The 26,998-nt window shown below is 68.2% G+C and carries 20 protein-coding genes; 9 read left to right on the top strand and 11 right to left on the bottom strand.

The genetic code is table 11. The features are described from left to right. Positions 1–444: 444 nt before the first annotated feature. Entirely contained in the window at positions 445–1,008 is a 564-nt protein-coding gene (locus OG798_RS54770) for a hypothetical protein (RefSeq protein WP_328755765.1), read from the top strand. Then, the gene (locus OG798_RS54765; protein WP_328755766.1) at positions 1,005–3,680 is read left to right on the top strand and encodes a DEAD/DEAH box helicase; all 2,676 of its coding nucleotides are present in this window, start codon (positions 1,005–1,007) and stop codon (positions 3,678–3,680) included. Before OG798_RS54770 ends, OG798_RS54765 begins: the two co-directional genes overlap by 4 nt. A 255-nt stretch (positions 3,681–3,935) precedes the next feature. Here OG798_RS54765 and OG798_RS54760 read toward each other — a convergent pair whose 3' ends face one another. Further along, complete coding sequence (locus OG798_RS54760) at positions 3,936–4,694, bottom strand: hypothetical protein (protein ID WP_328755767.1); 759 nt, start codon at positions 4,692–4,694, stop codon at positions 3,936–3,938. Between the two features lie 66 nt (positions 4,695–4,760). Then, positions 4,761–5,279: a DUF4760 domain-containing protein gene (locus OG798_RS54755; protein ID WP_443054174.1), complete on the bottom strand. Its 519-nt coding sequence runs from the start codon at positions 5,277–5,279 to the stop codon at positions 4,761–4,763. 318 nt (positions 5,280–5,597) lie between these two features. Between OG798_RS54755 and OG798_RS54750 the strand changes: the two genes are divergently transcribed. Next, complete coding sequence (locus OG798_RS54750; RefSeq protein WP_328755769.1) at positions 5,598–7,481, top strand: ATP-dependent nuclease; 1,884 nt, start codon at positions 5,598–5,600, stop codon at positions 7,479–7,481. Between the two features lie 446 nt (positions 7,482–7,927). On the opposite strand, the gene OG798_RS54745 is transcribed toward OG798_RS54750, so the two are convergent. The 5 genes from OG798_RS54745 to OG798_RS54725 all read right to left on the bottom strand — a co-directional run bounded on the left by OG798_RS54745 (position 7,928) and on the right by OG798_RS54725 (position 13,623). After that, positions 7,928–9,418, bottom strand: coding sequence for a UvrD-helicase domain-containing protein (locus tag OG798_RS54745; protein ID WP_328755770.1), 1,491 nt, complete (start codon positions 9,416–9,418; stop codon positions 7,928–7,930). Then, on the bottom strand, positions 9,405–11,528 hold the full coding sequence (locus OG798_RS54740; protein ID WP_328755771.1) for an ATP-dependent nuclease: 2,124 nt from the start codon (positions 11,526–11,528) through the stop codon (positions 9,405–9,407). The genes OG798_RS54745 and OG798_RS54740 overlap by 14 nt, the downstream gene beginning before the upstream one ends. A gap of 648 nt (positions 11,529–12,176) precedes the next feature. Continuing rightward, entirely contained in the window at positions 12,177–12,824 is a 648-nt protein-coding gene (locus OG798_RS54735) for a hypothetical protein (protein WP_328759955.1), read from the bottom strand. Next, positions 12,821–13,345, bottom strand: coding sequence for an RNA polymerase sigma factor (locus OG798_RS54730; RefSeq protein ID WP_328755774.1), 525 nt, complete (start codon positions 13,343–13,345; stop codon positions 12,821–12,823). The genes OG798_RS54735 and OG798_RS54730 overlap by 4 nt, the downstream gene beginning before the upstream one ends. Beyond that, positions 13,342–13,623 carry a hypothetical protein gene (locus OG798_RS54725; RefSeq protein WP_328755775.1) on the bottom strand — a complete coding sequence of 94 codons (282 nt, stop codon included), beginning with the start codon at positions 13,621–13,623 and terminating at the stop codon, positions 13,342–13,344. Before OG798_RS54725 ends, OG798_RS54730 begins: the two co-directional genes overlap by 4 nt. Positions 13,624–13,915: 292 nt before the next feature. Here OG798_RS54725 and OG798_RS54720 point away from each other — a divergent pair, with 292 nt between their 5' ends. The 5 genes from OG798_RS54720 to OG798_RS54700 all read left to right on the top strand — a co-directional run bounded on the left by OG798_RS54720 (position 13,916) and on the right by OG798_RS54700 (position 20,134). After that, positions 13,916–15,322: a DNA-binding protein gene (locus tag OG798_RS54720; protein WP_328755776.1), complete on the top strand. Its 1,407-nt coding sequence runs from the start codon at positions 13,916–13,918 to the stop codon at positions 15,320–15,322. Between the two features lie 178 nt (positions 15,323–15,500). Continuing rightward, positions 15,501–16,286, top strand: a complete 786-nt coding sequence (locus OG798_RS54715) for a TnsA-like heteromeric transposase endonuclease subunit (protein ID WP_328759956.1) — start codon at positions 15,501–15,503, stop codon at positions 16,284–16,286. Continuing rightward, on the top strand, positions 16,283–18,400 hold the full coding sequence (locus OG798_RS54710; RefSeq protein ID WP_328755777.1) for a transposase: 2,118 nt from the start codon (positions 16,283–16,285) through the stop codon (positions 18,398–18,400). Before OG798_RS54715 ends, OG798_RS54710 begins: the two co-directional genes overlap by 4 nt. 113 nt (positions 18,401–18,513) lie before the next feature. After that, the gene (locus OG798_RS54705) at positions 18,514–19,497 is read left to right on the top strand and encodes a TniB family NTP-binding protein (RefSeq protein WP_328759957.1); all 984 of its coding nucleotides are present in this window, start codon (positions 18,514–18,516) and stop codon (positions 19,495–19,497) included. 7 nt (positions 19,498–19,504) lie between these two features. Further along, positions 19,505–20,134, top strand: coding sequence for a hypothetical protein (locus tag OG798_RS54700; protein WP_328755778.1), 630 nt, complete (start codon positions 19,505–19,507; stop codon positions 20,132–20,134). A gap of 77 nt (positions 20,135–20,211) precedes the next feature. Here OG798_RS54700 and OG798_RS54695 read toward each other — a convergent pair whose 3' ends face one another. Then, positions 20,212–23,481 (bottom strand): hypothetical protein, encoded by a 3,270-nt coding sequence (locus tag OG798_RS54695; RefSeq protein WP_328755779.1) that lies wholly within the window; start codon positions 23,479–23,481, stop codon positions 20,212–20,214. Between OG798_RS54695 and OG798_RS57010 the strand changes: the two genes are divergently transcribed. Continuing rightward, positions 23,475–24,164: a replication-relaxation family protein gene (locus OG798_RS57010; protein WP_443054173.1), complete on the top strand. Its 690-nt coding sequence runs from the start codon at positions 23,475–23,477 to the stop codon at positions 24,162–24,164. The genes OG798_RS54695 and OG798_RS57010 overlap by 7 nt on opposite strands. 138 nt (positions 24,165–24,302) lie before the next feature. Here OG798_RS57010 and OG798_RS54685 read toward each other — a convergent pair whose 3' ends face one another. The 3 genes from OG798_RS54685 to OG798_RS54670 all read right to left on the bottom strand — a co-directional run bounded on the left by OG798_RS54685 (position 24,303) and on the right by OG798_RS54670 (position 26,825). After that, the gene (locus OG798_RS54685; protein WP_328755781.1) at positions 24,303–24,893 is read right to left on the bottom strand and encodes a hypothetical protein; all 591 of its coding nucleotides are present in this window, start codon (positions 24,891–24,893) and stop codon (positions 24,303–24,305) included. Between the two features lie 836 nt (positions 24,894–25,729). After that, complete coding sequence (locus OG798_RS54675) at positions 25,730–26,494, bottom strand: SDR family NAD(P)-dependent oxidoreductase (RefSeq protein WP_328755782.1); 765 nt, start codon at positions 26,492–26,494, stop codon at positions 25,730–25,732. A 97-nt stretch (positions 26,495–26,591) separates the two neighbouring features. Beyond that, the gene (locus OG798_RS54670; protein ID WP_328755783.1) at positions 26,592–26,825 is read right to left on the bottom strand and encodes a carboxymuconolactone decarboxylase family protein; all 234 of its coding nucleotides are present in this window, start codon (positions 26,823–26,825) and stop codon (positions 26,592–26,594) included. Positions 26,826–26,998 lie beyond the last annotated feature (173 nt).

Below are 26,998 nucleotides of genomic sequence, written 5' to 3'. Positions count from 1 at the left end.
GTACCACATCGCTGCGCGATGTGCAAGCGAAGGCACCCGCTTCGCGGTGCCGGCGGTTCGCTTCGCTCACCGCGCCCGGCTTCGCCGGGTAACTCCTCCGCTTCGCTTCGGGAGTTGAGGGAGGCCGCCGCTTCGCGGCCGGTGGGCCGCGCTGCGCGCTGCCCGGGGTTGACGGTGTGTCAGGTGCGGCTATTTGCGTTTTTAGCAAGGGAGTTGGGGAGTGCTTCGCACTCCTGGGGCGGGTCCGCTGCGCTCCCCCGCCCTGACGGCCCTTCAGGCTGCGCCTTACGGGCCGTTAGCCCGCTGCCGCGGGCTGGGCTGGCTGCCGGGGTGGTGGGTCGCTCGTTCGTGTTCTGGTTTCCGTGTAACGCATCGTCGATTTGATGCAGCATGTAGAGTTGGTGGAAACAGGAGACACACTCTGGCAGCGAGGGAGCCGGGTTCATGTCGGTCTACGAATATCTTCCGGCTGAAATAGCCCGGCTCGGTGTGACGAGAAAGGCCGCCGGGCTCGTCCTCGGCCAGGTACACGCGCATGCACGGCACTCCCGGGAGCGCGAGGAACGTGCACGCCAAGGACCAGCAGAGATCCTCAACTTGAGTGAGCTGATGATCGCCATGTGGGAGTGCGCTGAATGGGAGCGGATCGCCTACGTGATGACGGAGCAGCAGATGCCTGTCTACGTACCGGGGCAGGATCCGCGTGTAGGCCGTCGTGAGGAGCAGCGGATGCAGCGTGTAGCCCTTGACGTAGCCGCTGCAGAGCGGCACGGCGGGGCACCGGCCGAGATGCTGCGTCATCGGGTCTACCGGATCGTCGCCCAGCGGGCCGGCCCTCCGGGCGGAGGCGAACCACGGCTCACCGTCCACATGATGGCCTCCTCCCTCAGTGAAGCCGCCCACCGGGCCTGGACCGTCTACGGGCGGCCAGGCGGTCTCTATCAGCAGGGCGCATACCGGATTGCCTCGGTCGAGCAGGTCCTTCCCCAACCCGGAGAATTGCTGTGATCCAGCTTCGAGAACACCAGATGGACGCGAATACGCGTATCCACAAATGGGTGGGATTCCCTGCAAGATCACCTGTGCCCTCGCTGGGAGCGCGCGCCACAGTCGTGTCCGCCACCGGCTCCGGGAAGACGATCACGGCCGCTACGGCCGCGCTGGAATGCTTCCGGGGCGGGCGGGTCCTCGTCATGGTCCCCACCCTGGATCTTCTGGTGCAGACCGCGCAGGCGTGGCGCCGGGTCGGCCACAACTCCCCCATGGTCGCCGTGTGCTCGCTGGAGAAGGACGACGTCCTGGAGCAGCTCGGGGTCCGTACGACCACGAACGCGATCCAGCTCGCCCTGTGGGCCGGGCAGGGGCCCGTGGTCGTGTTCGCCACGTACGCCTCCCTCGTGGACCGCGAGGACATCGACGCACCGATGGGCCAGCGGAAGGTCCGCGGGCCGCTGGAGGCCGCCCTGGCGGGCGGGGAACGGTTGTACGGACAGTCGATGGACGGCTTCGACCTCGCCATCCTGGACGAAGCCCACGGACTCGCCGGGGACACCGCCCGGCCCTGGGCAGCCATCCACGACAACACCCGCATCCCCGCCAACTTCCGGCTCTACCTCACCGCCACACCGCGCATCCTCGCCTCCCCCCGCCCGCAGAAAGGCGCGGACGGCCAGGAACTGGAGATCGCCTCCATGACCAGCGACCCGGACGGGACGTACGGCGAGTGGATCTACGAGCTCGGGCTGTCCGAGGCGATCGAGCGGAACATCCTCGCAGGGTTCGAGATCGACGTGCTGGAGATCCGCGACCCCTCCCCCGTCCTCGGGCTGTCGGAGGAAGCGCTGCGGGGCCGGCGGCTCGCGCTGCTGCAAACCGCCCTCCTCGAGCACGCCGCGCGCCACAACCTGCGTACGGTCATGACGTTCCACCAGCGGGTCGAGGAAGCCGCCGCGTTCGCGGAGAAGATGCCGCAGACGGCCGCGGAGCTGTACGTGACCGAGGCATCCGACGAGGCCCTGGCCGACGCGGACGCGCTGCCGAAGTCGTCGATCGACGCGGAGCTCTACGAGCTCGAGGCCGGCCGCCACGTACCCCCGGACCGCGTGTGGTCGGCGTGGCTGTGCGGCGACCACCTCGTCGCCGAACGGCGCAAAGTCCTCCGGCAGTTCGCCAACGGCATCGACGCGGCGGGCCGACGGGTACACCGCGCCTTCCTCGCCTCGGTGCGGGTCCTGGGCGAGGGCGTGGACATCGTCGGAGAGCGGGGAGTCGAAGCCATCTGCTTCGCCGACACCCGCGGCTCCCAGGTCGAGATCGTGCAGAACATCGGCCGCGCCCTCCGCCCGAACCCGGACGGCACGACCAAGGTCGCGCGCATCATCGTGCCCGTCTTCCTGGAGCCCAACGAGGACCCGGCCGACATGGTCGCCTCCGCCTCGTTCCGCCCCCTCGTAGCCGTACTCCAAGGCCTGCGCTCACACTCGGAACGACTCGTCGAGCAGCTCGCCTCGCGGGCACTGTCGAGGCAGCCGCAGACCAAGCTGCACCACCTCGTCCGCGACCAGGACGGACAGATCACCGGCGCCGACGGGACGCGTGGCGAGGACCAGGAGCAGGACGACACACAGGGCGCGGTCGAATCCGCGCTGCTGCACTTCTCCACCCCCCGCGACGCCGCCACCATCGCCGCCTTCCTGCGCACAAGGGTGTACCGGCCCGAATCACTGGTCTGGCTCGAGGGCTACCAAGCCCTGCTCCGCTGGCGGAAGAAACACCACATCACCGGCCTGCACGCCGTGCCCTACGACACCGAGACCGAAGTCGGCGTCACCCAGGCGTTCCCCCTCGGCCGGTGGGTCCACCAGCAACGAAAAGCCCTGCGCGCGGGCGAACTCGACGACCACCGCAAGGAGCTCCTCGACGCCGAAGAAGCCGGGATGGTGTGGGAACCCGGCGACGAAGCCTGGGAAAACAAGCTCGCCGCCCTGCGCTCGTACCGGCGCGCCCACGGCCACCTCGCCCCACGGCAGGACGCCGTATGGGGCGAAAGCGACACCGAAGGCCTCGTACCCATCGGCCAGCACCTCGCCAACCTCCGCCGCAAAGGCGGCCCCGGGAAGGACCCCGAACGAGCCGCGGCACGGGCCGCGCAGCTGACCGCCATCGACCCCGACTGGGACTGCCCGTGGCCCCTCGACTGGCAACGCCACTACCGCGTCCTCGCCGACCTCGCAGACACCGAGGCCGGCGGCATCCTCCCCGACATCCAGCCCGGCGTGACCTTCGAAGGCGACGACCTCGGCAAATGGCTCGCACGGCAACGGGAAGCGAGCACCTGGGCGCAGCTGTCCACCGAGCAGCAGGAGAGGCTGACCGCGCTGGGCGTACAACCCCTTGAAGCCCCGTCCCCCGCCCCGGCGGCCCCGCGGTCGACGAAGGGCCCGAGCAAGGCACAACAGGCGTTCCAGCGGGGCCTGACAGCCCTCGCACAATGGGTCGAACGGGAAGGCGCGGACCGGCCCACGCCGCGCGGACACGCTGAGGAGATCGCGGTCGACGGCGAACCGGAGCCCGTAACAGTCCGGCTGGGCGTGTGGATCTCGAACACCAAAACGAGACGCGACAAACTCACCCAGGAACAGCGCGACGCACTCCGGGAGCTCGGCATCGAATGGGCTTGAGACCGCCGCGTGGGGCGGTCGCACACCGGGTCGCGGTGCACGGCGACGTACAGGCCCCAGTCGGCGTCACCGGCCATGAGCCATTCCCCGGCCCACGGAACATCGGTGGTCTCAAGCACGCGACCGGTGAGCGGGCCGCCCAGGAGTCGGACGATCACAGCAGTACCTCCATCCCTGCGGGACTCCCCCGCCTCACCCCTTAGATGAGGACTCAGCCCAAGCGGGACGGCGTCGGGATCGTCGGCGGATCCTCCGCTACGCGGGGTTGGCACCACCTGAGCGGGACCAGAACCTGCGCTGCCGGGGGGAGCTCGCCGTGCTCTGTGCCGTGCTTGGCTTGCTTGTCCGGCCGGAGTGGGGACGTCCGAGCGCGGACGTCCGCACTGCCGACCAGTCTTGAGCGCGCCACCAGTCGAAGAGCTGGCCGGTGGTGAGCACCGGAGAGTTGAGGGCGTCGACGAACTCTTTGCGCTGGTACGCCTCGGGTGGGCGCTGGGCTGGGTCGAGCCGGTGCTGATGGTTGACGATCAAGGCGGCGCAGGTGACCGGCTGGTTGGGGCGTAGCTGTGGCCAGGTTTCCAGGTGCCGTTGAAGGTGGGAGACCAGTTTCTCTGGTGCTGCGCCGGATGTGGATTTCACCTCGATCAAGCACGCGTCGCCGTCCAGCACGGCGAGCAGGTCGGCCAACTTGGTGGTGCACAGTTCCGCATCCAGGTCGGTGACGGTGAATCCGGCGGCGCGCAGCACGACGTCGACCGCGTCGGCAAGTTCGCCGCCGCTGCCGTACAGGAGTCCGGACCGTACGGGTTCGGCTTCCTGCCGCGTCCGTGCGAGGTCGGTCTGGAAGCGGGCCTTGTCGTCGATGTAGCGCCGCTCCAGGTCCTCGAGGGCGACGCGGGCTTGCGTCTCTGCGGGTGTCTCCAGGTCGGCGTCTATGCTGTGCGGGGAGCGGACTCGGCGCAGGGCGGCAGGGACGTGCGCGGGCAGGGCCCGCTGGACGATCCAGTCGATCACGGTGTTCCAGTCGACCGCGTCAGGGATCAGGTACCAGATCTGCTGGCCGTCACTCCGCGTCGGGCATCATGGGCGCGGAAGCCGCCACAGCTCGGTCCGCGCACGGGCCTGGTCCGCGGGGATCTCACGGACCAGGTGGTAGAGGTTCTCGAAGTACTCCTGCCAGCGGTTCGGATCCGGCATGGCGTTCCTGGCCCGCTTGGCCCGCTCTGCTTCCACCAGCGGCCGCATCCCTTCCCACACCGAGACCACCGACCCGCCCAGATATCCGGAGACAGGCTCGATGTCCACCACACCATGCGCGACCAGAGCACCCAAGTTGTCGTAGAACCAGGCCAGCTCGCGCACCAACTCCCGCTGGGCTTCCGGTACCCCGTCCAGACCTGCCGACAGATCACAGCCCGGCAGCCGCTCATGCACGAACTGCCGCGCACCCGCCAGACGGGCGCTGCGATGCTCACGGAAGAGATCCACCAGCACCGGCAGGGTGTTGGCATGCTGCGCCAACCTCAACTGCCGCAGCGACGCCCACCCGGACACCCCCAGCGCCACCACCGACACCACCAACGCCGCAACACCCACCACGCCCCCCAAGCACGGACCGTCACACTTCTCGCCTTCGCCCAGCAGGGTCTCAGGCCTGCTGCCAACGGGATACCTGAAGTCGAGCTGGGACTGTAAATCGTTCGGTGTCCCACTCAGTAGGAGGAGAGCAGGTGCAGAAGATGCGAATCAGAGCCGACAGCCCTGGAGTGGTGCTGAGTTGTCTGAATTGAATGGGACGGACGTGGCGGTTGGGGTCTTCGTTCTAGGATGGCGTGAGGGGCGCCGGGCGGCATACCGCAGTCATTTGCTGGCGGGCTACCTGCGGTGGCGTGTACGTCAGGAAAGTGAGCAGGCGCGTTGTACCTCAACAGCTTCTCCGTCAGCGGGTTCCGTTCGCTGACCGATGTCCGTGAGATCCCGGTCCGCAAACCGACGATCTTGGCCGGTCACAACGACGGCGGCAAGAGCGCTGTGCTCGACTCGCTGCACTTTCTCACCGGATCGCAGAAGCTCAAGGAAGACGACCGTACGTTCGTGGCGCAGCCCGGCGGACAGGAGCTGGCGGCTGGCTCTCCCCCTCAGCGGTGCGAAGAGACCGTGGTGGTCGGGGAGTTTCAGCTCGACGAGTGGGAGCAGGCGGAGCTTGAGTTGCCCGCACTGGTACGGATTCGCCGCCGGGCCGGTCAAGACCGTGTAGGGCACCTTGAGTACTGGAGCTCGTTTCCGGATGACGAGCGACTGCGTGATTTGTCGTCGCTTCTGGTCCCGGCGCTGAAGGCATTGGTCAAGGAGTACGGGCTCGACTCGGCGAGCGGCAAGAAGGAAGACCTGCAGAAGGCACTGCGCGCCTACGCGCGCGAGCACTCCAGCGGCGAGACATGGCTCCCCGCGCCCTCGTTGCTGGATAAGCGGATGCCACGACTGTTGCCCTTTGACGGCAAGACCGCTCACCCTGATGCGGAGATCAAAAGTGCCCTGAGCGGCCGGTTCAAGCAGTACATGGAGGATCCGCAGCTCAGGGGCAAGCTGAGTGAGCTGGAAGACGAGGTCAAGGATCGTCTTCGGACCGAAGCCAAGTCCCTCTGTGATCACATTCAGCTGCGCTGCCCGGACCTGGCTGACGTATACGTGGATCCGGACGTCTCCTTCGAGCATGGCTTTCGCGGCGCCCCGCTGCGGGTGGCCCGTGCTGCCGGGGAGTCCGTCGGGCTGGAGGGCTCGGGGCTCGGCCGCAGCAGACGAGTCGCCTTGGCCGTGTGGGAGTGGACCAGCGAGTTGCTGGCCGAGGAGGAAGAGGACCAGCCTGCGGTCCCGGCCGAAGAAGAGGACGCCAAGCCTCCCGCGGTGCAGACGATCGTCATCTACGACGAGCCTGACACGCACCTGGACTATCACCACCAGCGACGCGTCATGCAGCTCATCCAGGACCAGAGCGCGCTGTCACACGTCGGCGTCATCGTCGCCACCCACTCGATGAACCTCATCGACGGCGTCGAGATCTCCGACGTCGTCCACCTCAAGCTGGAGAACCACCGCACCGTCATCGAGCGGATCGGGGCCGGGGTGGTCGGAGACGAGCTCGAGCAGCACCTCTGGAAGATCGCCGCCGGGCTCGGCCTGCGGAACTCCGTTCTGCTGCACGAACGCTGCTTCCTCGCTGTAGAGGGCGACACCGAACAGCGCGCCTTCCCCCTGCTATTCAAGCTCTGCGAGAGGCTGTCGCTTCAGGCAGCCGGCATCGCCCTGTGGGCATGCTTCAACAATGAGGGAGCGCTGCATCTGGCCCGCTACCTCGCCGAACACGAGCGGTCCTTCATGCTGGTGGTCGACGCCGACAGCCGCAACCTGCCCAAGAGCATCTTCAAGCCCGCTAAGCTGACCCAGTTCTTCGGTCCGCGCGCGGCTGACTACGTCAAGTTCATCGGTGAGCCCGACCTGAGCCTCCCCGGCGGGGAGAAGTTCAACGAGCTCGAGGAGGCCTTCACCGACGAGGTCTGGGCCCGTGTCGCCAACAAGATCTGGCCCAGGACCGAAGGACTCTGGGCGCCCGAGGACTTCTTGCAGCTGCGCGGGGGCAAGTTCAGTGACGCGGTCAAGCAGACGTTGCGGGAGCAGAGCGAAAGTGGCCCCGGAGGCAAGCCCGACATGATGTATCAGCTCGCTTCGGCGCTCGAGGACCCTCAGGACGTCCCGGAGCAGTTGCGTCTCGTCTTCAGCCAGCTCAGGAAGCTAGCGGCATAGCCGCAAAACGCAGAAGCCGGTTACCGGACGCACGACGGCGCCGGGCCAGCATCCTGTCCTTGCGCTGCTCCAGCGTAGGTGGCTCCCACTTGTGCCAGCCCACCGGCGGCTTGTACCGCTGCATGTGCTCACGCTCGTCCACCCCACACCAGCGACACCCACTCGGCAAAGGTATATGCAGGTCAGAACCACTGTCCGCTGCGGACATCAAAGCCTCCCTCCACTGCCACAGATTCTTCCCCATCCCACTGACATCAGCCTTCCGAAGGCTGAGACAAACAAGCACATACGTTGCGATTGTGTGCGTCCGGACGAGCTGGGGTCCGCTTCGAAGCAGGAGAGCAGCACGCCGGACCTGTCGACTAGCAGCCTGGCACGCCTGTACGCACGCATTGACGGACGCGGCCGTGGGAAGGCCGTCGTTCACTGCCTTACAAAAGAAACCGTCACTGTACGTCTCCCGAGACGGCAGTGGTCATCCGCTTGGCCCGGGTGAGGGCCACGTAGAGCTTGCGGTGGTCTTCGCTGTCGGAGCTGAGGCCTTGTCGCAGGGTTTCGCGCTCCGGGCCGGTGAGGCACACGCCGACGGCGTCCCACTCGCGGCCCTTGGCCTGGTGGGCGGTGAGGCCGGGGATAATTCGGGATGCAGAGGTGTGGAGGCGGGCTCTCAGGTTCTCCAGGCGTGCGGTGTGAGTGTGGTTGCGGCGTCTGGGCAGGGGACGGTCGGTTTCGCTGGCGACGACTGTGTTGAGGGAGGTCCAGATCTCGGCGATGCCAGTCGTGCCCGCGAGGTCAGCGGCGATGGCCTGGAGGGGGGAGCGCAGGCGCTGCGCCGCCTCGTGGTCGATGCCGAGGGTGATGAGGGCGTCGCTGTGGAAGGTGGCGTTTTCCCCGAACGTCCGCTGGGTGACTTCGCTGAGCAGCAGGGTGCAGGCTGCTTCGTGGATTTGGCCTGTGGTCGATCCGTAGGCAAGGGGCAGGACATGGGGGCCGGCCTCCCACAGGGGTTTCCATCGCAGGGCGAGGAGGACGTCCATGTTCTCGGCCTGTCCTTCGGGAAGGGCCACACCCTGTCCTGCGCGCAGTCGGTCAGCCAGTAGGGCTTGTTGGGCACTCTTCCACCGGAAGGAAGCGCGCAGGTCACGCCGGACAAAGTGAGCGTCCTGGACCAGGCAGGGCACTTGTTCCGGGCGGGCGCCACGGAAGCCGTACAGCGCCTGCCACGGATCACCGACCACGGTGACTTCCAAGCCTGCGTCGACGGCGAGGCGGACCAGAGACAGGTCAAGGGCATTGGCGTCGAAGATCTCGTCGACGATCAGCGCCCGGGCAGTCTGGGCGAGGCGTGCGAGCAGGACGTCGCGAACGCCGTGGGCCCCCAGGGCTGATTCGAGGAGATGGCGTGCATCCTGGTGTGTGCAGTACCCCGCGGCCAGGGCCTCGCCAACGTCCACGGTGCTGGGTCTGTTCGCTTTCCCGGCCCGTCGCACGACCTGGGTGACGACCTGGCTTGTTTCCAGGACCACGGTGGGCTCTCTGTCGGTCCATTGAGTGGATAGCAGCACCCGCCAGTGGTCGATGACGGTGAGGTGGCGGTGGCCTGCGGGCCACCGCACGTGCCCGGTGTGCAAGAGGTGGGTGAGCAGGTCGCACACAATGGTGTCGAGTGTGATGATGCGATGCGGCCAGGCGAGAGCGTCCGGGCCCCATTGGCTGAGCACACGATCGCGGAGTTCGGCGGTCGCGGAGCGGGTGAAACTGACCGCGATGACGGCGCGCTGGTCATTGCCGTGGAAGCGCTGGATACCGAAGCGTTGAGCCGCCACGGTGGTCTTGCCGGATCCCGGGGCCGCTTCGATGTAGAGGCGGCGGCGGGGTGTTCCGGCCGCGGTCACTTGTTCACGGGTGAGAGTGCTGGCGGTGTCAGCTGGGGTCACGGTCCGTGTCCCCCCATGGGTCCGCTGCCCACGGCTCAGATCCCCAGGTACTGGCTGCCCACTGGTCGGTGTCAGCGGGCTGCGCCGGGGCGGTGGGCCAAGCTCCGGCGGGCACGGGCGCCGGCGGCGTAGCAGGGCTGCCAGGGTCGGCCGGAGACAGGCCAGGGACAGTGGGCGGCAAAGCGGGCGGGGCGTCTCTCTCCTCTGCTTCCTCCTCGGCGCCGTCTCCGTCCTGGGGCTCTGCGGGGTGTGGGAAGAGGAAGTCGAACAGGTTCCTGAGATGGCTGGGAACCTGGACCGGTTTGCCGTGTTCGACTGCATCGGCCAGGAGAAAGGCCAGTGCGTCGGCGAAAGCCGCCTTGTCCCTGGCGTGCGGGCCCGCCGGCACGTCGGGAGCGCCCTTCTTGCCTTTACGGGCGCTCTTGAACAGGTCGTGCACCGTCTGCGGGGTGATCGGCCCGATGGGTGCTGCGCCGATGTCGGTCAGCGCGGCCTCGATGAGCTGCTCGTTGCCCTGGGTAATAGACGGCTCCAGTGTCGGATGGCTGATGAAGGCCTGCACCACGGCCGGATCGTGGTCGGCCAGCCAGGCGGGCGAGGTGGGCTCTTCTTCGAAGGGCTTGTCGCTGTCGCGCAGAACGGCCAGCCGGGCGCATATTTCCGCGTCCTTTGTCGCCAGGAGCCGTGAGGTCCACGGCCCAACCTTCGTCCCGACGTACAGGATGCTGAGTGCCTCGACGAAGGCCCGCTTCGCCTCGTCCGGACCAGCCCAGGCCCTGCCGAAGTCGCGGAGGATGGCGGCTTCGGTCACGCCTTCGACCACGACGAGCCGTTCGGCAAACAGTGCGGCCGAGCGGCTGGCGTCCATGTGCAGGCGGGCCATGCGCAGTGTCTTGTCGCGCTCGACCATCGGGATCATGGTGATCGGTCGGCAGACGCGCTGACCGTCCGGCGTGCGCCGCAGCACGACCAGTTGTTCGGGGTCGCAGGAGGTGATGATGTCGGTGGCGTGACTGGAGAGCACGATCTGCAGTTCCGGACGCTCGCGCACGGTCTTGCGCAGGTAGCGCACGAGGGCGTGCTGCAGCTGGGGGTGGAGGTGGGCTTCGGGCTCCTCGATGACCACGGTGGCGTGGAACGGGGTGCGAGGAAAGAAGGAGTCCGCCTCGGATTCGGCTTCCGCCACTGCCTGCGTGCGGCGCTCCCGCGCCAGTTGCTCCTCCTCCGCTTGCGTCAGTTCCCCGGGTTCGCCGCTGGTTTCGGACGCCTCTCCTGCGGCTGCGGCTGCGGCGCGCGCGGCGGAGTCGGGTATCGCGGCCAGCGTGACGGCCATGTGAAGCAGGTTGACGTAGCCCAGACCCGAGACCTCCAGCGGACGGGCCGCTGTGCGGCCTTCGATGACGGCCAGCATCAGTTCCAAAACACGCGCAAGGTAGGAGTCGTCTATCACCTGTCCTCGCACGTAGGACCACTGGCGCTGCACGCCCGATGTGAGAGAGGCGAGATGGTTGCTGATGCGTTCTTCGACGGCTTCGATGAGCCCGTCCTTGGCGAGGTTCTCCAGGAGCCGGGAGGCCTTCACCCGCAGCGGCACCAGGCTGCGGCTGCCGTCGAGGCGTTCCTGCTGAGCGCGCAGCAGCTCGATGAGAATCCGGGTCTCCCGACGAGCCAGCTCATCCAGGGGGTGGCGCCAGGCTGGCAGGTAGATGAACTTGAACGGATCCGTCCCCAGACCCGGTTGCAGTATTCGGTGTCGGTCGACCTGAGCACGGACCGTGCCCAGGTTGCGCTGGAATCCGCTGAACCATTGCTGTGCGACGCCGCTGGCGGAGCGGTGCAAAGAGCCCTGAATCTGCTGCCCCAGAGGACCTTCGGCATCCGCGGCATGCTCCAGGCTGTACTGCACCTCAACGCCCGGTGCATCGCCTGTGCCCAGAACGGCCGCGCTCTGCCTGGGCAGCAGGGGGAAACGGCTGGTGTGCGCCAGGTACAGGGAATCGGTGATCGTGGTCTTACCGGCTCCGTTCGCCCCGATCAGAACGCTGAAGCGTCCCGGCAGCTGGCACTCGATCTCTCCCTCAGCGCTCGCTCTCAGCCCAGAGACCTTCACACGGCTCAGATACAACGGATCCCCCTAACAACCCTGGTGACACAACAGCCTCCATCATCACTGCTGGCACGGACATCCCGCACTCAAAAAGGACACTGCCCCCGACCATCCGTGCCGCCACTCCAGCAGCGCCTCAGACCATTTACACATCAGCCAGCCAAACTGCACAGTCCCAGGCGGGAGCCGAGAATCTTCACCGCGCCTACTGGGGCGGGACCGCAAGCAGCAACAAAGCGAACCCATAGCCCGGCAAGAGCCCGGCGGTGGTTGGTGCTTGGTGAGCCCCTGGCTTGGCAGCAGCGTAGAAACCGGAGTGGGCGAGGCTCGAGCAGTCGGCGAGCACGCTTCGATGCTGCTGGGGGTAAGTCGTACCGCGTCCGCAGTAGCGTCTCCCCAACTGACGTCGCACCAACCGGGGACTGGGTCGGCGGTCCCGTATTCAGTGGCGAGTGCTCGATCCAGTCGTGGCTGGCGAAAGGACTCCGTGAGTCGACTTACGGAGCTATGGGTAATGCAGTGGCGGCCCATCCCCGCGGGCGCGGGGATGGGCCGCCACTTCAACGAGTCGTCCGGCCTTCCACGTGAAGGCCTCATGGAGGCTGGTCTACAAAGACTCTCCCATCTGTGGGCGCGCGACGCGCTGTCGTGTCAGCACCGTGGCCCGCCGGTGGTGTGGTCCAGGTGCACCAGGAAGTCCTCAATCTCACGCACGAGAGCTTGCGTTGCTTCAGACAGCCCGACTCCGGCTTCCCCCAAAGCCCAATCGACCCTGTCTGTAGCTACGCGAATACCGGCCGACCGGCATACAAAGCCACTCACGAATGATCTGAAAGCTTCCTCAGCGTGTTCTTTCCCGTGCCCACAGCATGTCGATAGCTCTTCTTCTCTTTCGACATCGAGGATATGAAGATAGTCCCGCGCATCTTCGTCACCCTTGAGAGCTGCTCTTTCCCACCAGCTTCGCGCCACATTATCCCTGTCCAGGAACTCAAGGATTTCTGCTACGCGCCGCGTTTCCTGCGGTGTCGCGGAATCATCGATTTCCTTTTTCAGGAGACCGTGTAGTTCACGGAACGCACCGATTCGATGGTTTCCGTTTCCGTGGTCTTCCAGGCAGGGGGCGGGGGCCGGGGGCCAGCCCGAAGGCTGGCCCCCCTCCGCCTGGACGGGGTCCTCGCCGATCCGAGAACCCTTTGAAAATGCCTGCTCAGAGCCTTCAAGCAGGAGCCACAGGGCGAGGAGCCGGATGGTTCCCCGCTCCTCGGGCTGGTGCGTCCAAGCGGACAGGTATGTCATGCGGTGGCCTCCTCGCTGTACTCGTTGATGGATTTCTTCAGGTTGTTGGCGGCGGCTTTGATGTAGCGCTTCACCGACTCCTCCTTTATCTGGAGGCGCTGCGCAACCACTGCAGGGCTGAGGTCCTGCAGAACACACAGGGTGATGACCTCGCGCTGCCGTTCAGGAAGACTGGCGACGAGTTCGCCGATACCTTCCTTAATCATTTCGTAGGCGGCCTCGGGGATTCCGATGCCTGATTCCGTTTCGGGCAGTTCATGAACCGGTACCGCGACCATCCGCTTGTTCCGACGGAACTGGTCGATGACCGCCCGTTTCACCGCGGTGCGGCCGTATGCGGTGAGCGACCCCTCTTGCGCAGAGATCGTCGCCCACCGCCGGTACATGTTCAGGTAGACGTCCTGCACAGCATCTTCTGCGCTGTGCAGGTCGCCCGCCTCGACCCGGGCCAGTCGGGAGAACGCCTCAATGGTCTCGAGGACGAAGGACTCAAAGTCCGCTCCCGGGGCGGCCTCGCTCACGCAGCCTCCCGCGTGGCGATGGCCCGATGGCCTGCCGGATCGGCTGCGTCCTTGCGGAACAGCCAAGCCGGCCGTCCCTCCTCGAAGCGGGCCGCGGCGCCGCCGTCGGGCAGGGACTGCGCCATCGCGACCATGGTGGCGCGCTCCTCGCGCTCCATCCGGGTCTCGATGTACGCCTTCACAAGCATCTCCACGACGCCCTTGGCGCGGCGCATCGCGAAGAACAGCAGGAGCAGCAGGGGAACCCCGCCCGCTCCTGCCCAGTACGACCAAGTCATCGACCAGGCCTCCCAGTAGAAACGAACTCGTTGGTGAAGGCCCAAGGGCCTTCACTCCCTTACACGCCGCCGGAGGCCAGATCCGGATGCCGGAGACCAAGATCTTTTCCCAACTCCCCCTGATTCCCCGCCTGTCGCATCGTCTTCGCAGGTCACAGAGGTAGCAGGGGGACAGGAAAAACGGTCTGAAGGGCCCCGTCGAGTGGGAGTGACGGCCCCGGGGAGGACGGGGCGCCTGGGCATCCTCTGCAAAAGCGCCCGCCCGGGACAGCGGGCACGAGACCGTGGTGGAGTGATCCATCGCCCTGGCGTACTGCGGACCGCTCCCCTGCGGGGAGAGACGACCTCGTCGCTGATCTGCCGCATCGCGAACCGCTACGGGATGGAAGCGAAGGTGTTGCGGTCCTGCTGGCACTGGCGCAACTACCAACCCGGGCACGACGGCGGGGGCGCGCGGGCCGACGCCGAGGTACTGCTGAACGCAGCCGGACGGCAGCTCCTGGCGGGCCTGTGCGGCGTCAAGGAAGACGTGCTGGCGCGGGCGTTGCCGTCCTGGGAACGGGAGGACGCCAAGCTGCCCGCCGAAGAAGACGGAGTTCCGGCTGCAGCATGGCGGATCGGCGGCGCGGTCGCCGGGCCGGTGGCATTCGGCTGCCGCCTGTGCACGGCCCGGCGTACGGGGACGGCCGTGCGGGTGGTGCGGTACGCGCCGCTCTGGTCCCGGGTGTGTGTCCGACACGGGCGGTGGCTCCTGGACGCGGACGCCGACCAGCCGCACGAGTATCTGGACGTGCGGCATCTGCCGGAAGTGGCCGTGGCGCAGCGGCGGTGGGCGGGTGTAGCACGGCGGGCGGTACGGGCCGGGGCGGAGCCGGAGAGGGTGTTCGCGCTGGCGCACGCGGTGGTGGCCCGGTGGTGGGAGCAGGCCCTGCACTGGGAGCGGGAGACGATCTGGCCGCGGCGGCTGCACCAGGTCGCCGACGGCAACGCCGGAACGGATCTGGAGCGGTGGCGGATCGTGGGCCGGGACGCGGCCATCTTCCCCGACATAGTGGCCGTGGCCGACGCGCTGCTGGATCCGGCTATGGCCGAGCTGGCGTGGAGGGACAGCGGGGCCGGGCAGCCGCGGCTGCTGCCCGCCGACGGGGCGTTCTGCCGTCGGCTGGGCGAGCGGGTCGGGCGGGGGTGGCTGGGGCCGCTGGCCGCCACCGACTACGGCGGCCCGCTGACCTCGTGGATGGGCGCGGTCATCCGCCTGCGCCGTGGTGCTGGAGGACCGCCCGGCTACGGCAACGACCCCTGGTGGCTGAGGCAGGAGCACCAGCCCGCGTCCATGGCCACCCAGCTGCGCGTCCTGTCCAAGAAACGCAGCTCGCCCGGCTCGGGCACCACGTGGCGCTCTACGGTGCCGGCCGAGCAGCGGGCACTGATCACCAGCCTGGTCAACGACGCCGAAGAGCAGCTGACCCAGTTGCGCGGCGCCCAGTACGGCAAGACCGCCGACGCCGCACAGCAGTTGCTGGGCAACCTCGGCCATGCCGCCACGCTGATTGACCAGGCCATACGGGAGACCGCAGCAGCGGCCCTCACGGTCGGGGTGGCACTGGAGGATCTGGCGCGCTGGGCCCGTCTGCCAGCCGGGGCCCTGGCCGAAGCGCTCGCGGCCCACCGTAACGAGCGGCCCGGAAAACAGCGGTGAGTACGTATCCAGGAGGCGGCAGGCATGCACGGCCCGCCATCCCCGCGGCCGTACCTCATCGCCCGCGGCTACGTGATCAAAATCCGTGAAGCCGCCCGCCACCCGGGCAGGAAGGGCTTGACTGGGGCGCGTGGGCGGCACGGACGCAGCGGCCGCATCGGGCGGCCGCTCACAGCACATGCGGGCGGATACCGGATCCGGGTGGGAGGCGGTCTTCGTCGACCCCGTCGGGCAGGTGGTGCAGCAGCGGTGGGCGGACGCAGCTCTCGCGGTGGCTTTCGAGGAACTCGAGCCGGTGTCGGCGTTCCCGGTGGTGCCGGGGCGGCGGTGGGGGCCCGGGCAGTGGTGGTCGGCCACGACCGGCCGGCATGTGGCCTGCGGGTCAGCCGCGATGCGGGCGCAGCTGATGGTGCTGGACCGCGACCCTGAGGTGGTCGGCCTCGCCGGGAGGCCGGTCCGTCTGCTGTGGCGGGAGGGCCGCGGCCAGGTGCGCTCGTGGGTGCCGCAGCTCTTCGCCCGCTACCGCGACGGCGCCGCTCTGCTGGCCGACTGTCCCAGCCACCCGGAGGCCGGCGGTGAACGGGCCCAGAGGGCCGCGGTGGTTCTCGAGGCGGCGTGCGCGCAGGCCGGCTGGAGCTATCTGCGCCTTGAGCCGCTGGAGAAAACGCTGGCGGCAAACCTGAAATGGTTGGCCGGCTACCGCCACCCCCGCAACGCCGGCCGTCCCCATCTCGCGGCCGCCGTCCATGAGGCGTTCGCACAGCCGCGGCCGCTGATCGAGGGCGCCGAGACGGTGGGCGACCCGATCGAAGTCCTGCCCGCCGTCTTCCACGCCCTGTGGCACGGACACCTCGCCGCGCCCCTGGACGTACCGCTGAACGAGCGGGTCCTCGTCAGCCCCGGCGCCGATGGTGCGAACGGCCACGGCGGTACCGGCGGCCCGGGCAGCAGGGATGGACGGTGAGCGTGCGGCGTAGCGGACGGCCGGTGCTGCAGGTCGGAGCGCACGTCCGCTTCCGAGACCGCACCTGGCAGGTGGTCGCTCTGGCGGGGCAGCAGGTCCACCTGGCCGGTGAGACAGGAGGAGACGAGACGGTCGTGGCCGGGCATCTGTTCGCCGACCCGTCCTTCGCCATCGTGGGCGCCGAGATGCCGCAGGCCGTGACGCGGTGGGGGCTGTTCGAAACCGCACCCGAGGACGCGCGGCGCAAGGCGCTGGCCTGGCAGCGGCACATCCGCGAGGTGGAGTCCGGCCTGCCCGGCGGGACGGACAGCGGCGGGGTGCCCCGGGCCGAGTACGACCCCGACCGGTTCACACTCGCGCAGCGCGAGAAGGCCAAGGCGGCGGAGCTGACCGCGATCGGCTTCGGGCCCGTCTCCCGGACCACGGTGCAGCGCATGCGCCTGGCCTACCGCAAGCAGGGCCTTTGGGGGCTGGTCGACCACCGCACCACCCGCCGCCCCAGCCCTACCGGGCGCACCGACGAACGCGTCATCGCCGCGATCGAGGAAGCGCTGCGCCGCCAGCGCGGCCGTTCCAAAGGCACCGTCAAAGGCCTGACACCCCTGGTCGCGCAGATCCTGGAGGACCGGTACGGCTGCGGCGCCGTGCCGATGCCCTCCCAGGCCACCTTCTACCAGCTCGTCCACCAGCTCGCCCACCCCGCCGAACACCCTCACCGCCCCGCCCGCGCCCTTCCGGCCCCGGCCGGCAGACGGGCATTCACCCCGACCGTGGCGCTGCGGCCGGGCGAGCAGGTACAGGTCGACACCACGCGGCTGGACGTCCTGGCCGTCTTCGACGACGGCACCACCGGCCGGCCCGAACTCACGATCGCCGTCGACGTCGCCACCCGCGCCATCCTCGCCGCCGTCCTGCGCCCCGCCGGCACCAAGGCCGTCGACGCCGCCCTACTGCTGGCGGAGATGGCCGTCCCGCACCCGGCCCGCCCCACCTGGCCCGACGCCCTGCGCCTCGCCCACGCCCCACTCCCCCAGCTCCAGCGGCTGATGAGTCTGGACGAACGCCTTCAGGGCGCAGCCGCCCGGCCGGTCGTGGTGCCCGAGACGATCGTCGTGGACCGGGGCAAGGTCTACCTGTCCACGGCGTTCACCGCCGCCTGCGAGACCCTCGGCATCAGCGTCCAGCCCACCCCGCCCCACGCCCCCGCCGCCAAAGGCATCGTCGAGCGCACCTTCGGCACCATCAACGCCCTGCTCTGCCAGCACCTGCCCGGCTACACCGGCTCCGACGTCACCCGCCGCGGACCCGCTGCCGAAACCGAGGCCTGCTTCAGCGTCGCCCAGTTGCAGGACCTGCTGGACGAATGGCTGATCCACTACCATCACCGCCCCCATGAAGGCCTGCGCCACCCCACCCTGCCCAAGAAGGCCCTGACCCCGAACCAGATGTGGGCCGCCCTCATCGCCGTCGCCGGCCACGTGCCCCTCCCGCTGAGCGGCAGCGACTACCTCGAACTGCTGCCGGTGCGCTGGCAGGCCATCATCGAACGCGGCATCCGCATCGACCACCGCACCTACGACCACGATGTCCTCGCCCCCTACCGCGGCCAGCCCTCCCCCGTCACGGCGCGCGGCGGCAAATGGGAGATCCACACCAACCCCCACGACGCCCGCCAGGTATGGATCCGCCTGCCCGACGGACACCTGACAGAGATCCCGTGGATCCACCGCGACCACATCCACCAGCCGTTCAACAGCGCCACCTGGCAGCACATCAAAACCATCACCACCCGCCACGGCGACCGCAACACCCACGAAGCCGACCTCGCCGACGCCCTCGACCAGCTCATGCGCCGCGCTCACACCGGCACCGCCACCCCCGGCGAGCAACGCCTCCTCACCCGCACCGCACCGCTGAAAACACCCCCGCCCACGGCCGGCCCCCGCCCTCCCTACGCCCCGGACCCGCAGGCCGACGGCTCGGACGACGACAGCCTCGACGACCTGGACGACGGCCAGGAGCAGGCCGACGGCGAGGACGAACCCGGCGGCACCCCCGTCCCGTACACCGGACTCGGCCTCTACGACCCCGCCCAGGAAGCCCTCAACTGGTGACCACCCGCCCGCACATCACCACCGCCAGCCACACCCCCAGCTCGGCAGGCCAGCCTGTCCGCACCGCCGACGCCCCGTGGCCCGACGTCCACGAGGCCGAACCGCAGTGGCCGATCACCACCTGGCAGGGCTGGCAGCACTTCGCCAGCACCCCGCCCCAAACCCCGCCCAAGCCCGGCGATGCGCCCCGCAGCACGGAAGAACGCCTCGCCTACCACTCCGCGTTCGTCACCGTCCGCACCCCCGCCATCGACACCCTCGCCACCCAGGTCCGCACCCTGATGATCCTCGGCCGCCACCAGCAGACCACCGCCCGCCCCTCACTGATCGTCACCGGCCCCGCCGCGGCCGGAAAAACGACCGCCCTCCTCGAAGTCGGGCGCACCTGCCACCTCGCCCACACCCGCAAACACCCCGCCCCGCCCGGACGCACCCACCAGCAGATACCGGTCGCATACCTGCTGGTGCCGCCCGGCGCCACCGCCAAGACCCTCGCCACCGAATTCGCCCACTACCTCGGCATCCCCGTCACCACCCGCATGACCCAGACCCAGATCACCGAGGCCGTCTGCCACACCTACACCGCCGCCGGCGTCCGCCTGGTCCTCATCGACGAGATCCACCGCCTCAACCCGCGCACGACCACCGGCGCGGAAGCCGCCGACCTGCTCAAAGACCTCACCGAACGCATCAGAGCGACCTTCGTCTACACCGGCATTGACGTCGCCTCAACCCCGCTGTTCGCCGGAGTCCGCGGCGCCCAACTCGCCGGCCGCGCCAGCCTCATCACCTGCGGCCCCCTCCCCGCCCGCCACGGCCAGACCCGGCCCTTCACCGACCTCATCACCGACATGGAGAACGCCCTCGACCTGAACCGGCACCCACCCGGCACACTCCCCCGCCACGCCTCCTACCTCCACCAGCGCACCGCCGGCCGCATCGGCAGCCTCGCCCGCCTCATCCGCCAAGCCGCCATCACCGCCATCTGCGACGGCACCGAACGCATCACCAAGAAAGCCCTCGAAGCCATCCAGCTCGACCACCTCGCCGAAGAAGCAAACCGACCCCACACCCGACGAACAGCGACAACGGCATGATGCGGACGTGAAGAAGACGACGGGCACACCGGCCCAGGAAGAGTCCGCTGCTGTCCGCAGCCGGGCATGGGACGTCCTGATCCCCGCCCGCGCCAGCTACCTGGCAGACGTCTCACCGCACTACGACGAGGTCTTCCACGACGTCGCGCAGCGAACCGAGCGCGCAGGCAGCCTCGGCAAGACGGACATCGCAGCCCTGGTGGTCTGGAAACGGCTCTCCGCACAAACCCGTTGGGTGACAGAACTGATGTCCCTGCCCGACATCCACGTGCGAGCAGTCACCGAGCGGGCCGTCACCGCAGTCCGCGACACCACCCTCCCGCGCAGCGAGGCCGCCCGCACAGGGCGCGGCATCATCTGGGAACTGCCCGGCTTCCGCACCGGCGACGCCCTCGCCTCAGCCATCCTCACCGCAGCAGCACCACAGCGGATGGCCGTCTACGACAGCCGTGTCCAACACGCCCTCGACACCCTCGGTCTCACCCTCACCCCCTCGCCGGGACGCTACGGCCGCTACCTGCAACTCCTCGACGACCTCCTCCAACACCGCGGACCACACGCCGACAGCTGGACCGCACGCGACATCGACACCGCCCTGTACTGGACCGGCAGACCCGACCCCGCGCCAAGCCGCTGACCAGCACAAACCCGCACCGGTCCTTTAGACGCCGGAAGCCCTCGGCGCGGCAGGGACCGCTCTGCTGGTGGGTTGGTTCAGGACGGGCCGGGCTGGTCATCGGTGTCCGTGAGCAGGGGTGCGAATTGGTAGTGCCCGCGGTAGGTGGCTCGGTTGATGATGTCGCGGGCCAGTTCCTGGTACTCAGGAGAGGCAAGTCCGGCCAGCAGAACGGCGCGGATGTCGCTCTCCCTGATCCGTGGGGCGTAGTCGTACATGTCCAGCGTGGCGACCCATCTGTGCACCAGGTCCAGGACTGGTCCCAGGTAGCCGGTGGCCGCTTCGGCCAGGAAAGAGTAGACGCGTCGGTCACGGCCGAGGCTTCCGGTCGTCTCGAGGGCAACGCTCAGCTGCTGCAGGCGCCAGGTGACCGGGAAGGCGTCATTGCGGGCCAGCGGGCCGATCAGGGCGTGGATCTCGTCGGGTTGCGGTGCAGGTCCATGCGCGTTGTCGTCCCGAGCGGTCAGGCGCCAGGTCCACCACTGCATGATGCGGTCGCGGGTATCTGGTGGCAGGTCGCGGTCATGGACGACCTCGCTCAAGAACGAAGCGAGCTGAACAGCAACCACGGGTGAGGAGTACAGGTAGTCGGCCATGGTGCTCTCGTCGTCCAGTCCGAGCAGACCTGCCAGATAGATGGCCATGAGGTGATCACCCAGCCGCCGGTTCAAGTCCCGGTGATCCTGACCGTCCACTGCGGGTGTGCGTGCTGCGGTGCGGTAGATATCCATGAGGAGGCTCACGACGGACTCGGTGAGCGATGAGGTGCTCAGGTGGGCCATCCAGCTGGCACGGCCCAGTGCGGTGTCGAGGTTGAACAGGACCTCGATTCGGCGTCGCATCCACGCCGGGTCGAGAGCATCGAGTCGGGTGATCAAGGATCCGACGGTCCGACCGACGGAGCTGGCGCCCGGGGCAGCGGGCGTGCCAGCCGCGTCCAGCAGCAGGGTGTCCAAGGCGGTGAACAGCACCTGGAAGGCAGCGCCGTGTTCGCGACGCCACAGTGCCCACGCGACGGCGGCTCGCAAGGCTGTTTCCAAACTCTCGTCCCAAACAGACTGCTGGTCGTCGTCAAGGTCGTCTTGTGGTGACCTGGCGGCGCTCCAGACCGACTCGAGTACGTCCCACAGTGCGTCGCCGAGCAGGGTGGGGATCTGCTGGGTGTTCTGCAGCGCCAGTCCCGCCAGCACAAACCGGGCGACGGCCAGGTGCAGGGCGCCGGTGTCGGAGGTATGAGGGCGGCCGGTAGCCGACTGTACGAGCGGGAGGATGGTGTCCCAGCTGAGTTGCTGGCCAGCCTGAACAGCCGTACGGAATCCGTCGAGGACGGCGGCGAGGTGATCATCAGCCAACTCGGCGAACTGCGGGGCGTCCTCCTGGTAGACGAGGGCCTGGCTGGTCACGGCAGCTTGCAGCTGACTGCAGAAGGCCTCGGCGTTCGTGCCGAACCGGGTCGGTGTGGGCTGGAACTTCCGGGCGTGGCTGATCAGGCCGGTGGCCGTCATCGCAGCCAGGTTCTCCGGCGAACCCTCCTCTTCGGCCGCCGACCAGGCCAGAGGCTGGGGAATCGTGTCCAGCGACGGTGCCGGACCGAGGCTGTCGCACAACTCTCGGTAGCGCCGCAGCTGCTGCTCGGGCAGGGCATCGGCCAGTGCGGCATAGCGGTCTCGCTGCCAGGCGCCCGCCCACTGCTCGACGTACTGCTCCGGCGGTTCCGCACCACCGGAAGTGCTGCGGAACCGCTCTACGAACCGTTCGGTGTCCGGCCCGGCGTCGATGACGGCCAGTACCCCTTCGAGCGCGGCCGGGCCCAGCGAGCTGGCGCAGGCGCGCGCCAAGAGTGCCCACTCACGCTGCGACCGGGCGGCAGCAATCTGGTCAAGATCCGTCAGAATGCTCTCCACCACGTCCGGGGCGTTGGCACCGTGACGCTGGAGAATATGCAGGCGGAGCCTGCGGAAGACCAGCCACGGCTGAGACTCCAGGATGGAAAGGACCCGGCGGATGTCCGTGGCCGCAAGATGGTCGGCCGTGTCGCGGACCGCCTCGGTGAACAGGGCACGGTCATCAGAGCGCATCCCCCCGTGGCCCGGGTCCAGCACCGGGTACCACACCCTGGACAGGTCCTCCCCGCCGGCGCGGTCAGGGTCCATTCCGGTGGCAAGGAGCGTGCTTGCCAGGCTGCCGGTCAACGCCTCCAACCAAGCCGCCCCCAGGTGACGGGCCAAGGCGACATTGTGCGTACGCAGAATCTCCTGGAGATCGTAGTCGTCGATCCGGCCACCGTGCTGAGCGGCCTGCAGGAGCGCGGCCATCACCGCCAGAGCCTGCTCGGTGTGGCCGCCCTGAGCGCAGTGGACTGCGAGTTGGGCGTAACGGTCCGGGGCGATCAGGTAGGGGCCACGGATCGCTTCCACCGCCCGCGGCACCAGACGCGCCGCGTCCGCGGGGGGCAGCAGGAGTGCCACCTCCACAAGATCGAGGTTGACCCGCGGGTTATCCGTCGACGGGATCTGCTCGGCAATTGCTGCCGCGCCTGCTGGGGCAACACTGGTCATCCGCACCAGATACGTTGAGGCCGGCCAGGCGGGAAAGACCACCGTGCGCGCTTCATCGTCAGTTTCCGGTGCCGGCGGCGTACTGAAGAATCCGTACTCGCGCAGGTGCGGCAGCCACCGGGGGGCGTCCAGCAGTCCGAAAAAGCGTTCCTGGGTCAAGTAGTCCTGGGGGAAGGCATTCAGGAGCAGCTTCACATGGGCCTTGGCCGGCTCGCGGACGGCAGCCAGGGTCTCCAAACGCTGCAGCACGGCGACGTAGCGGGTCTCGAAGCGGTCGAGCACCACATCGAGCATGTCCTCCAGATCGGCCAGGCGCACACGGACCGCTGAGTCCATCGGCGTCTGTTCCATACGGACCCGGTGCGCGTAACCGTGCAGTTTCGTCGCCTCTGCCAACCAGACGACGCCCGCGGGGCTGTCGGTCGGGATGCCCAGCCAGTCCAGCACACCCTTCACTTCGAACAGGTGCCGTCGCTCCTTGGTCGGGTCATTCCGGGTGGCATCGGGCAGAAGGACCTCGCGGAGGGCGCTCTCCAGCTCCCGGAACAGGTGCGAGACCAGCATCCCGGTCGAACGCAGCGGCAGATCCTCATCCAGCAGGGTGCAGATATCGGCGTACCAGCCCGCGGGCCCGGGGCCGAACCGGCGCAGGCGGCTCAAAATCCGCTGCCGCCTGTCAAGGTCGGCCGGGTCGGAGTGTTGCCCGGACAACCGCTCCAGAGGAACCTCACGGTCCTGCGCCTGTGGCACCGGTGCCACCCCTATCGGCCGGCCCAGGCCAGCGCCCCCACCGGAGAGCTGACCGTCCCAAGGACACGCCGGACTACACCCTGATCGTTCCACAGCCACCCAGAATTGACGCAGTACCGGATGGCCGTACCGGAGCAGTTGCACTGGATGATCGCCTCGGGGATGCACATCGAGCGACCCGCCGACGACTGGCCCGGCTGCGGGAAGAAGATCTGGTCGAACCGCATCACCCTGCTGCAGGCCGGACGCATCCGGGTATGGTTCCCCACCCAGTACGACGTGCAACTCGTTGCCGAATGGCCCGAGATACGCGGGCGCCGGCCTCTCACGGGGGGGTGTCCGATCCGACCGCCATACGCCTCCAGGCCGCTCACACGCTGGCCGTGACCGAGACCGCGCTCGCCTTCCTCACCGATGCCCGCCGCCACGGCGCCCCGTGCCGACCGCTGAACTGGATCTGCGAGGTCCACCACCCGATTCCGGCTGGACGGCACCGACCCCACCGGCATCGAGAACCGGATCAGTGCCCTGCGCGCGGCCGCCAGGGGCCTAAGGTCGTTCCGCTTCGTGCACGACGTCCCCGTCCTCGCGGCCTCGCTGACCGACCTGCTCCACGGCCCCACCCGCCCATCCCGACCACACAGCAAGCCCCTGAGCAGCATGAACACGCATCGGTCCATTAGGTACTAGAAACCACCACCAACACCACACCACCCTTATCAACAGACCCCCAACAACCGCAGGTCAGAAGCCTCGTCACCACCCGCCGGAGCATCCCGCAAGCGCCCGCTCCCTTCTCAAGGAAGTCCCAACACCACAGCTCAGGCCACCCACACCACACCAACTACGAACCTCGGAATCACAGTGCTCTCGCTGTCCAGACGGATGCGGTGGACGTACCAGCGGCGGATCAGCATGTCCCGGTCCACGGGCACCGGCATGCCCAGCACCGGCTCGCTGTCCGCGTCCCACTCCGGCATCACCGCCTGGTCCAGATGCACGCGCAGCCCGCCGCGTCGTAACTGAATGTCCACCACGGAGCCGATCGGCGCTCCGTCGGGCTGGGCGAAGTCGAAACGGGCCTGCTCGCCCCGGCCGTGAAGCCAAGCCGCGGCCGCGGACTTCACGTACAGGTGGTCGGCGCTGTTCACCCCACGGGCGCGACGGCCGCACAGGTGAGGGTGCCCGTCAGGGCCCGGGTGGTGGGCAAAGTGGCAGACCCGGTCGGTGTACAGCTTGGTGGTCAGCTGAAGGCCGCAGCCGCCGAGTAGCAGCCCGCACCAGAACGTGTCGAGCTCGTGACGGCGGCGGAAGGCGTCCAGCTCGATCGCCTCCAGCAGCAGGATCAGCGGCTCCTCCGAGTCCGCTCCGCCCAGGACCGCCGTTTGAATCTGCCGCCTGTCACCACGCACGAAACCCCGCCTTTCGTCCCAACTCATCCTGCCACCCGGGCCGTTGGTCTCACAGATGATCGATGTGCTCACGCCGTCGTACGCAGCGGGGCAGGCTCGGCAGCAACAGCCGACGTGCCGGGCCCGCCGCACCGCAAGAGCCCGGGCGGCCTCTGATTCGCGGCGACGACGGACACGGGCCGCCTCGATCGGGGCCGGCGCAGCCATCTGCGACGGGATCAGCTCCACCGCCTGCCGGTCTGCTTCCCCCCGGGCGGGGCTCGGCCTGGGGACGGGACTGGCCGTAGGTGAGGGTGTCGTGGCCGTACGGGCTTCCCGTGCCGCCCACCGCACGGGAAAGTCCACGCGGCGGTCGTACGCGTCGCTACGAGTACGACGCGCGTGGCAATCTGACCGCTGTCACCGAACCCGACGGCTTCCGCACCGAGTACGAAACTGACGAATACGGTCATGTGTCGGCTATCCGCGACGCTGCCGGAGGAGCCACGGGGACAGGGACGAAATCCGTCGGTCTGCCGGTTTCCCTCACGGCACCGGACGGTGTCCGTGTGATCTTCGTACGGGACGCCTTCGGCCGCATCACCGAGGCCACCGATGCCCTGGGCGGGACTCTTCGGCAGGGCTGGACGGTCGAGGGCGAGCCCGCCTGGTGGGAACTGCCCGACGGCACCTGTGAGGAGTGGTCCTGGGACGGTGAGGGCAACCTGGTCAGCCACACGACCGTCTGGGCCGTACCAGCACACACGCTGTCACTCACGGGCGAGGTGGACGAGATCGCCGCAGCTTTCCCATATCTGTTGAGGCCTGATGCCCGGTGGACCACCGAAAGAGCGTATTCATATGAGTTCGAGGCCTCCGTCGATTGTGAGAATCTGGCCCGTCAGCCACGTCGCGGTGGGATCTGCGAAGCGGACGAGCCAGGTCGCTACTTCCTTCGGGTGTCCCCTCCTTCCCAGAGGGATCCGGGATGCCTGCTCTTTCTTGACCGCCATCACTTCCTCCTCCGTGAGCCCGCTGACGGACAGAGCCTCGCTCTCGGTCGGACCGGGGGCAATGGCATTGACTCTGATCCCGTCCTTGGCCAGCTCGACCGCCCAGGTACGCGTCAGCTGTTCCAGGGCGGCCTTGGTCGCCCCGTAGTGGGCACCGCCCGGGTGGGGGCGATGGCCGTAGGTGCTGGAGACGTTGATGATCGAGCCCTTGCTGCGGCGCAGGTGAGGCAACGCTGCCTGGGCGAGCATGGTAGGGGCAATGACGTTGAGGTCGAACAGGTCGGTGATGCGCGAGCGTGTCACCTCGTCGAACGAGACACGTGCAGTCGCGCCAGCGTTGTTCACCACCACGTCAAGCTGCTTCCATCGGTCGATCGCCGTACTGATGATCAGCTCAGGGGCATGCTCCAAGCGAATGTCAGTAGCGAGAGTCGCGATGCCTGGGTGCATGGCGGCAGTCTCGTCCAGGGCCACCTGGCGTCGGCCGACACCGAGGACGTGCGCCCCCGCCTCGGCCATCGCGACCGCCGTTGCCCGGCCGATCCCGGTACCGGCTCCGGTGACGATGACGACGCGGTTATGAAGGGGGCGAGTGTGCTGGTATTCCATCAGGGAGTCTTTCACTTGCTGTTCGACTGGCGTCTGTGGCCGCTGCCGGGTACGAGGACCTAGATCTCTGCCAAGGCGTTTATAGTGGTTGATCACTTCAGAACCACTGCAGGTACTGCGGCAGGCCGCCGGAGCGGATGCCGAGACCGCAGCAGCGCCCCTCGGACCGACTGCCGCTTGCCCGGCGATCCGGTCGGCTCTCGCCCTTCTTGAGGGCGTCGCCGGTGTGCATGCGCAGGCAGAAGACGCAGCCGTTGATCTGGGAGGTGCGGATCCTCAGCAGCTCGACCAGGAGCGGGTCGAGGCCCGCGGCGGTGGTGGTCTCTCCCACCTCCGAGGACAGGGCGATGAGGCTCTTGTAGGCGGCCGGGGCTGCTCGCCGATGTGGACGCGCTGGGGGTCGGTAATTGTTCCTATGATTCCTTCGTGTGGTATAAGCCGCGCTTTGGGCACGTTGGTGGAGAGTGGGCGTGCTTTGGCGGGGTGGTACAGGGTGATGCCGCC

The sequence above is a fragment of the Streptomyces sp. NBC_00271 genome, from assembly GCF_036178845.1.
Classification (GTDB): Bacteria; Actinomycetota; Actinomycetes; order Streptomycetales; family Streptomycetaceae; genus Streptomyces.
This window is presented reverse-complemented; position numbering and strand designations above follow the sequence as displayed.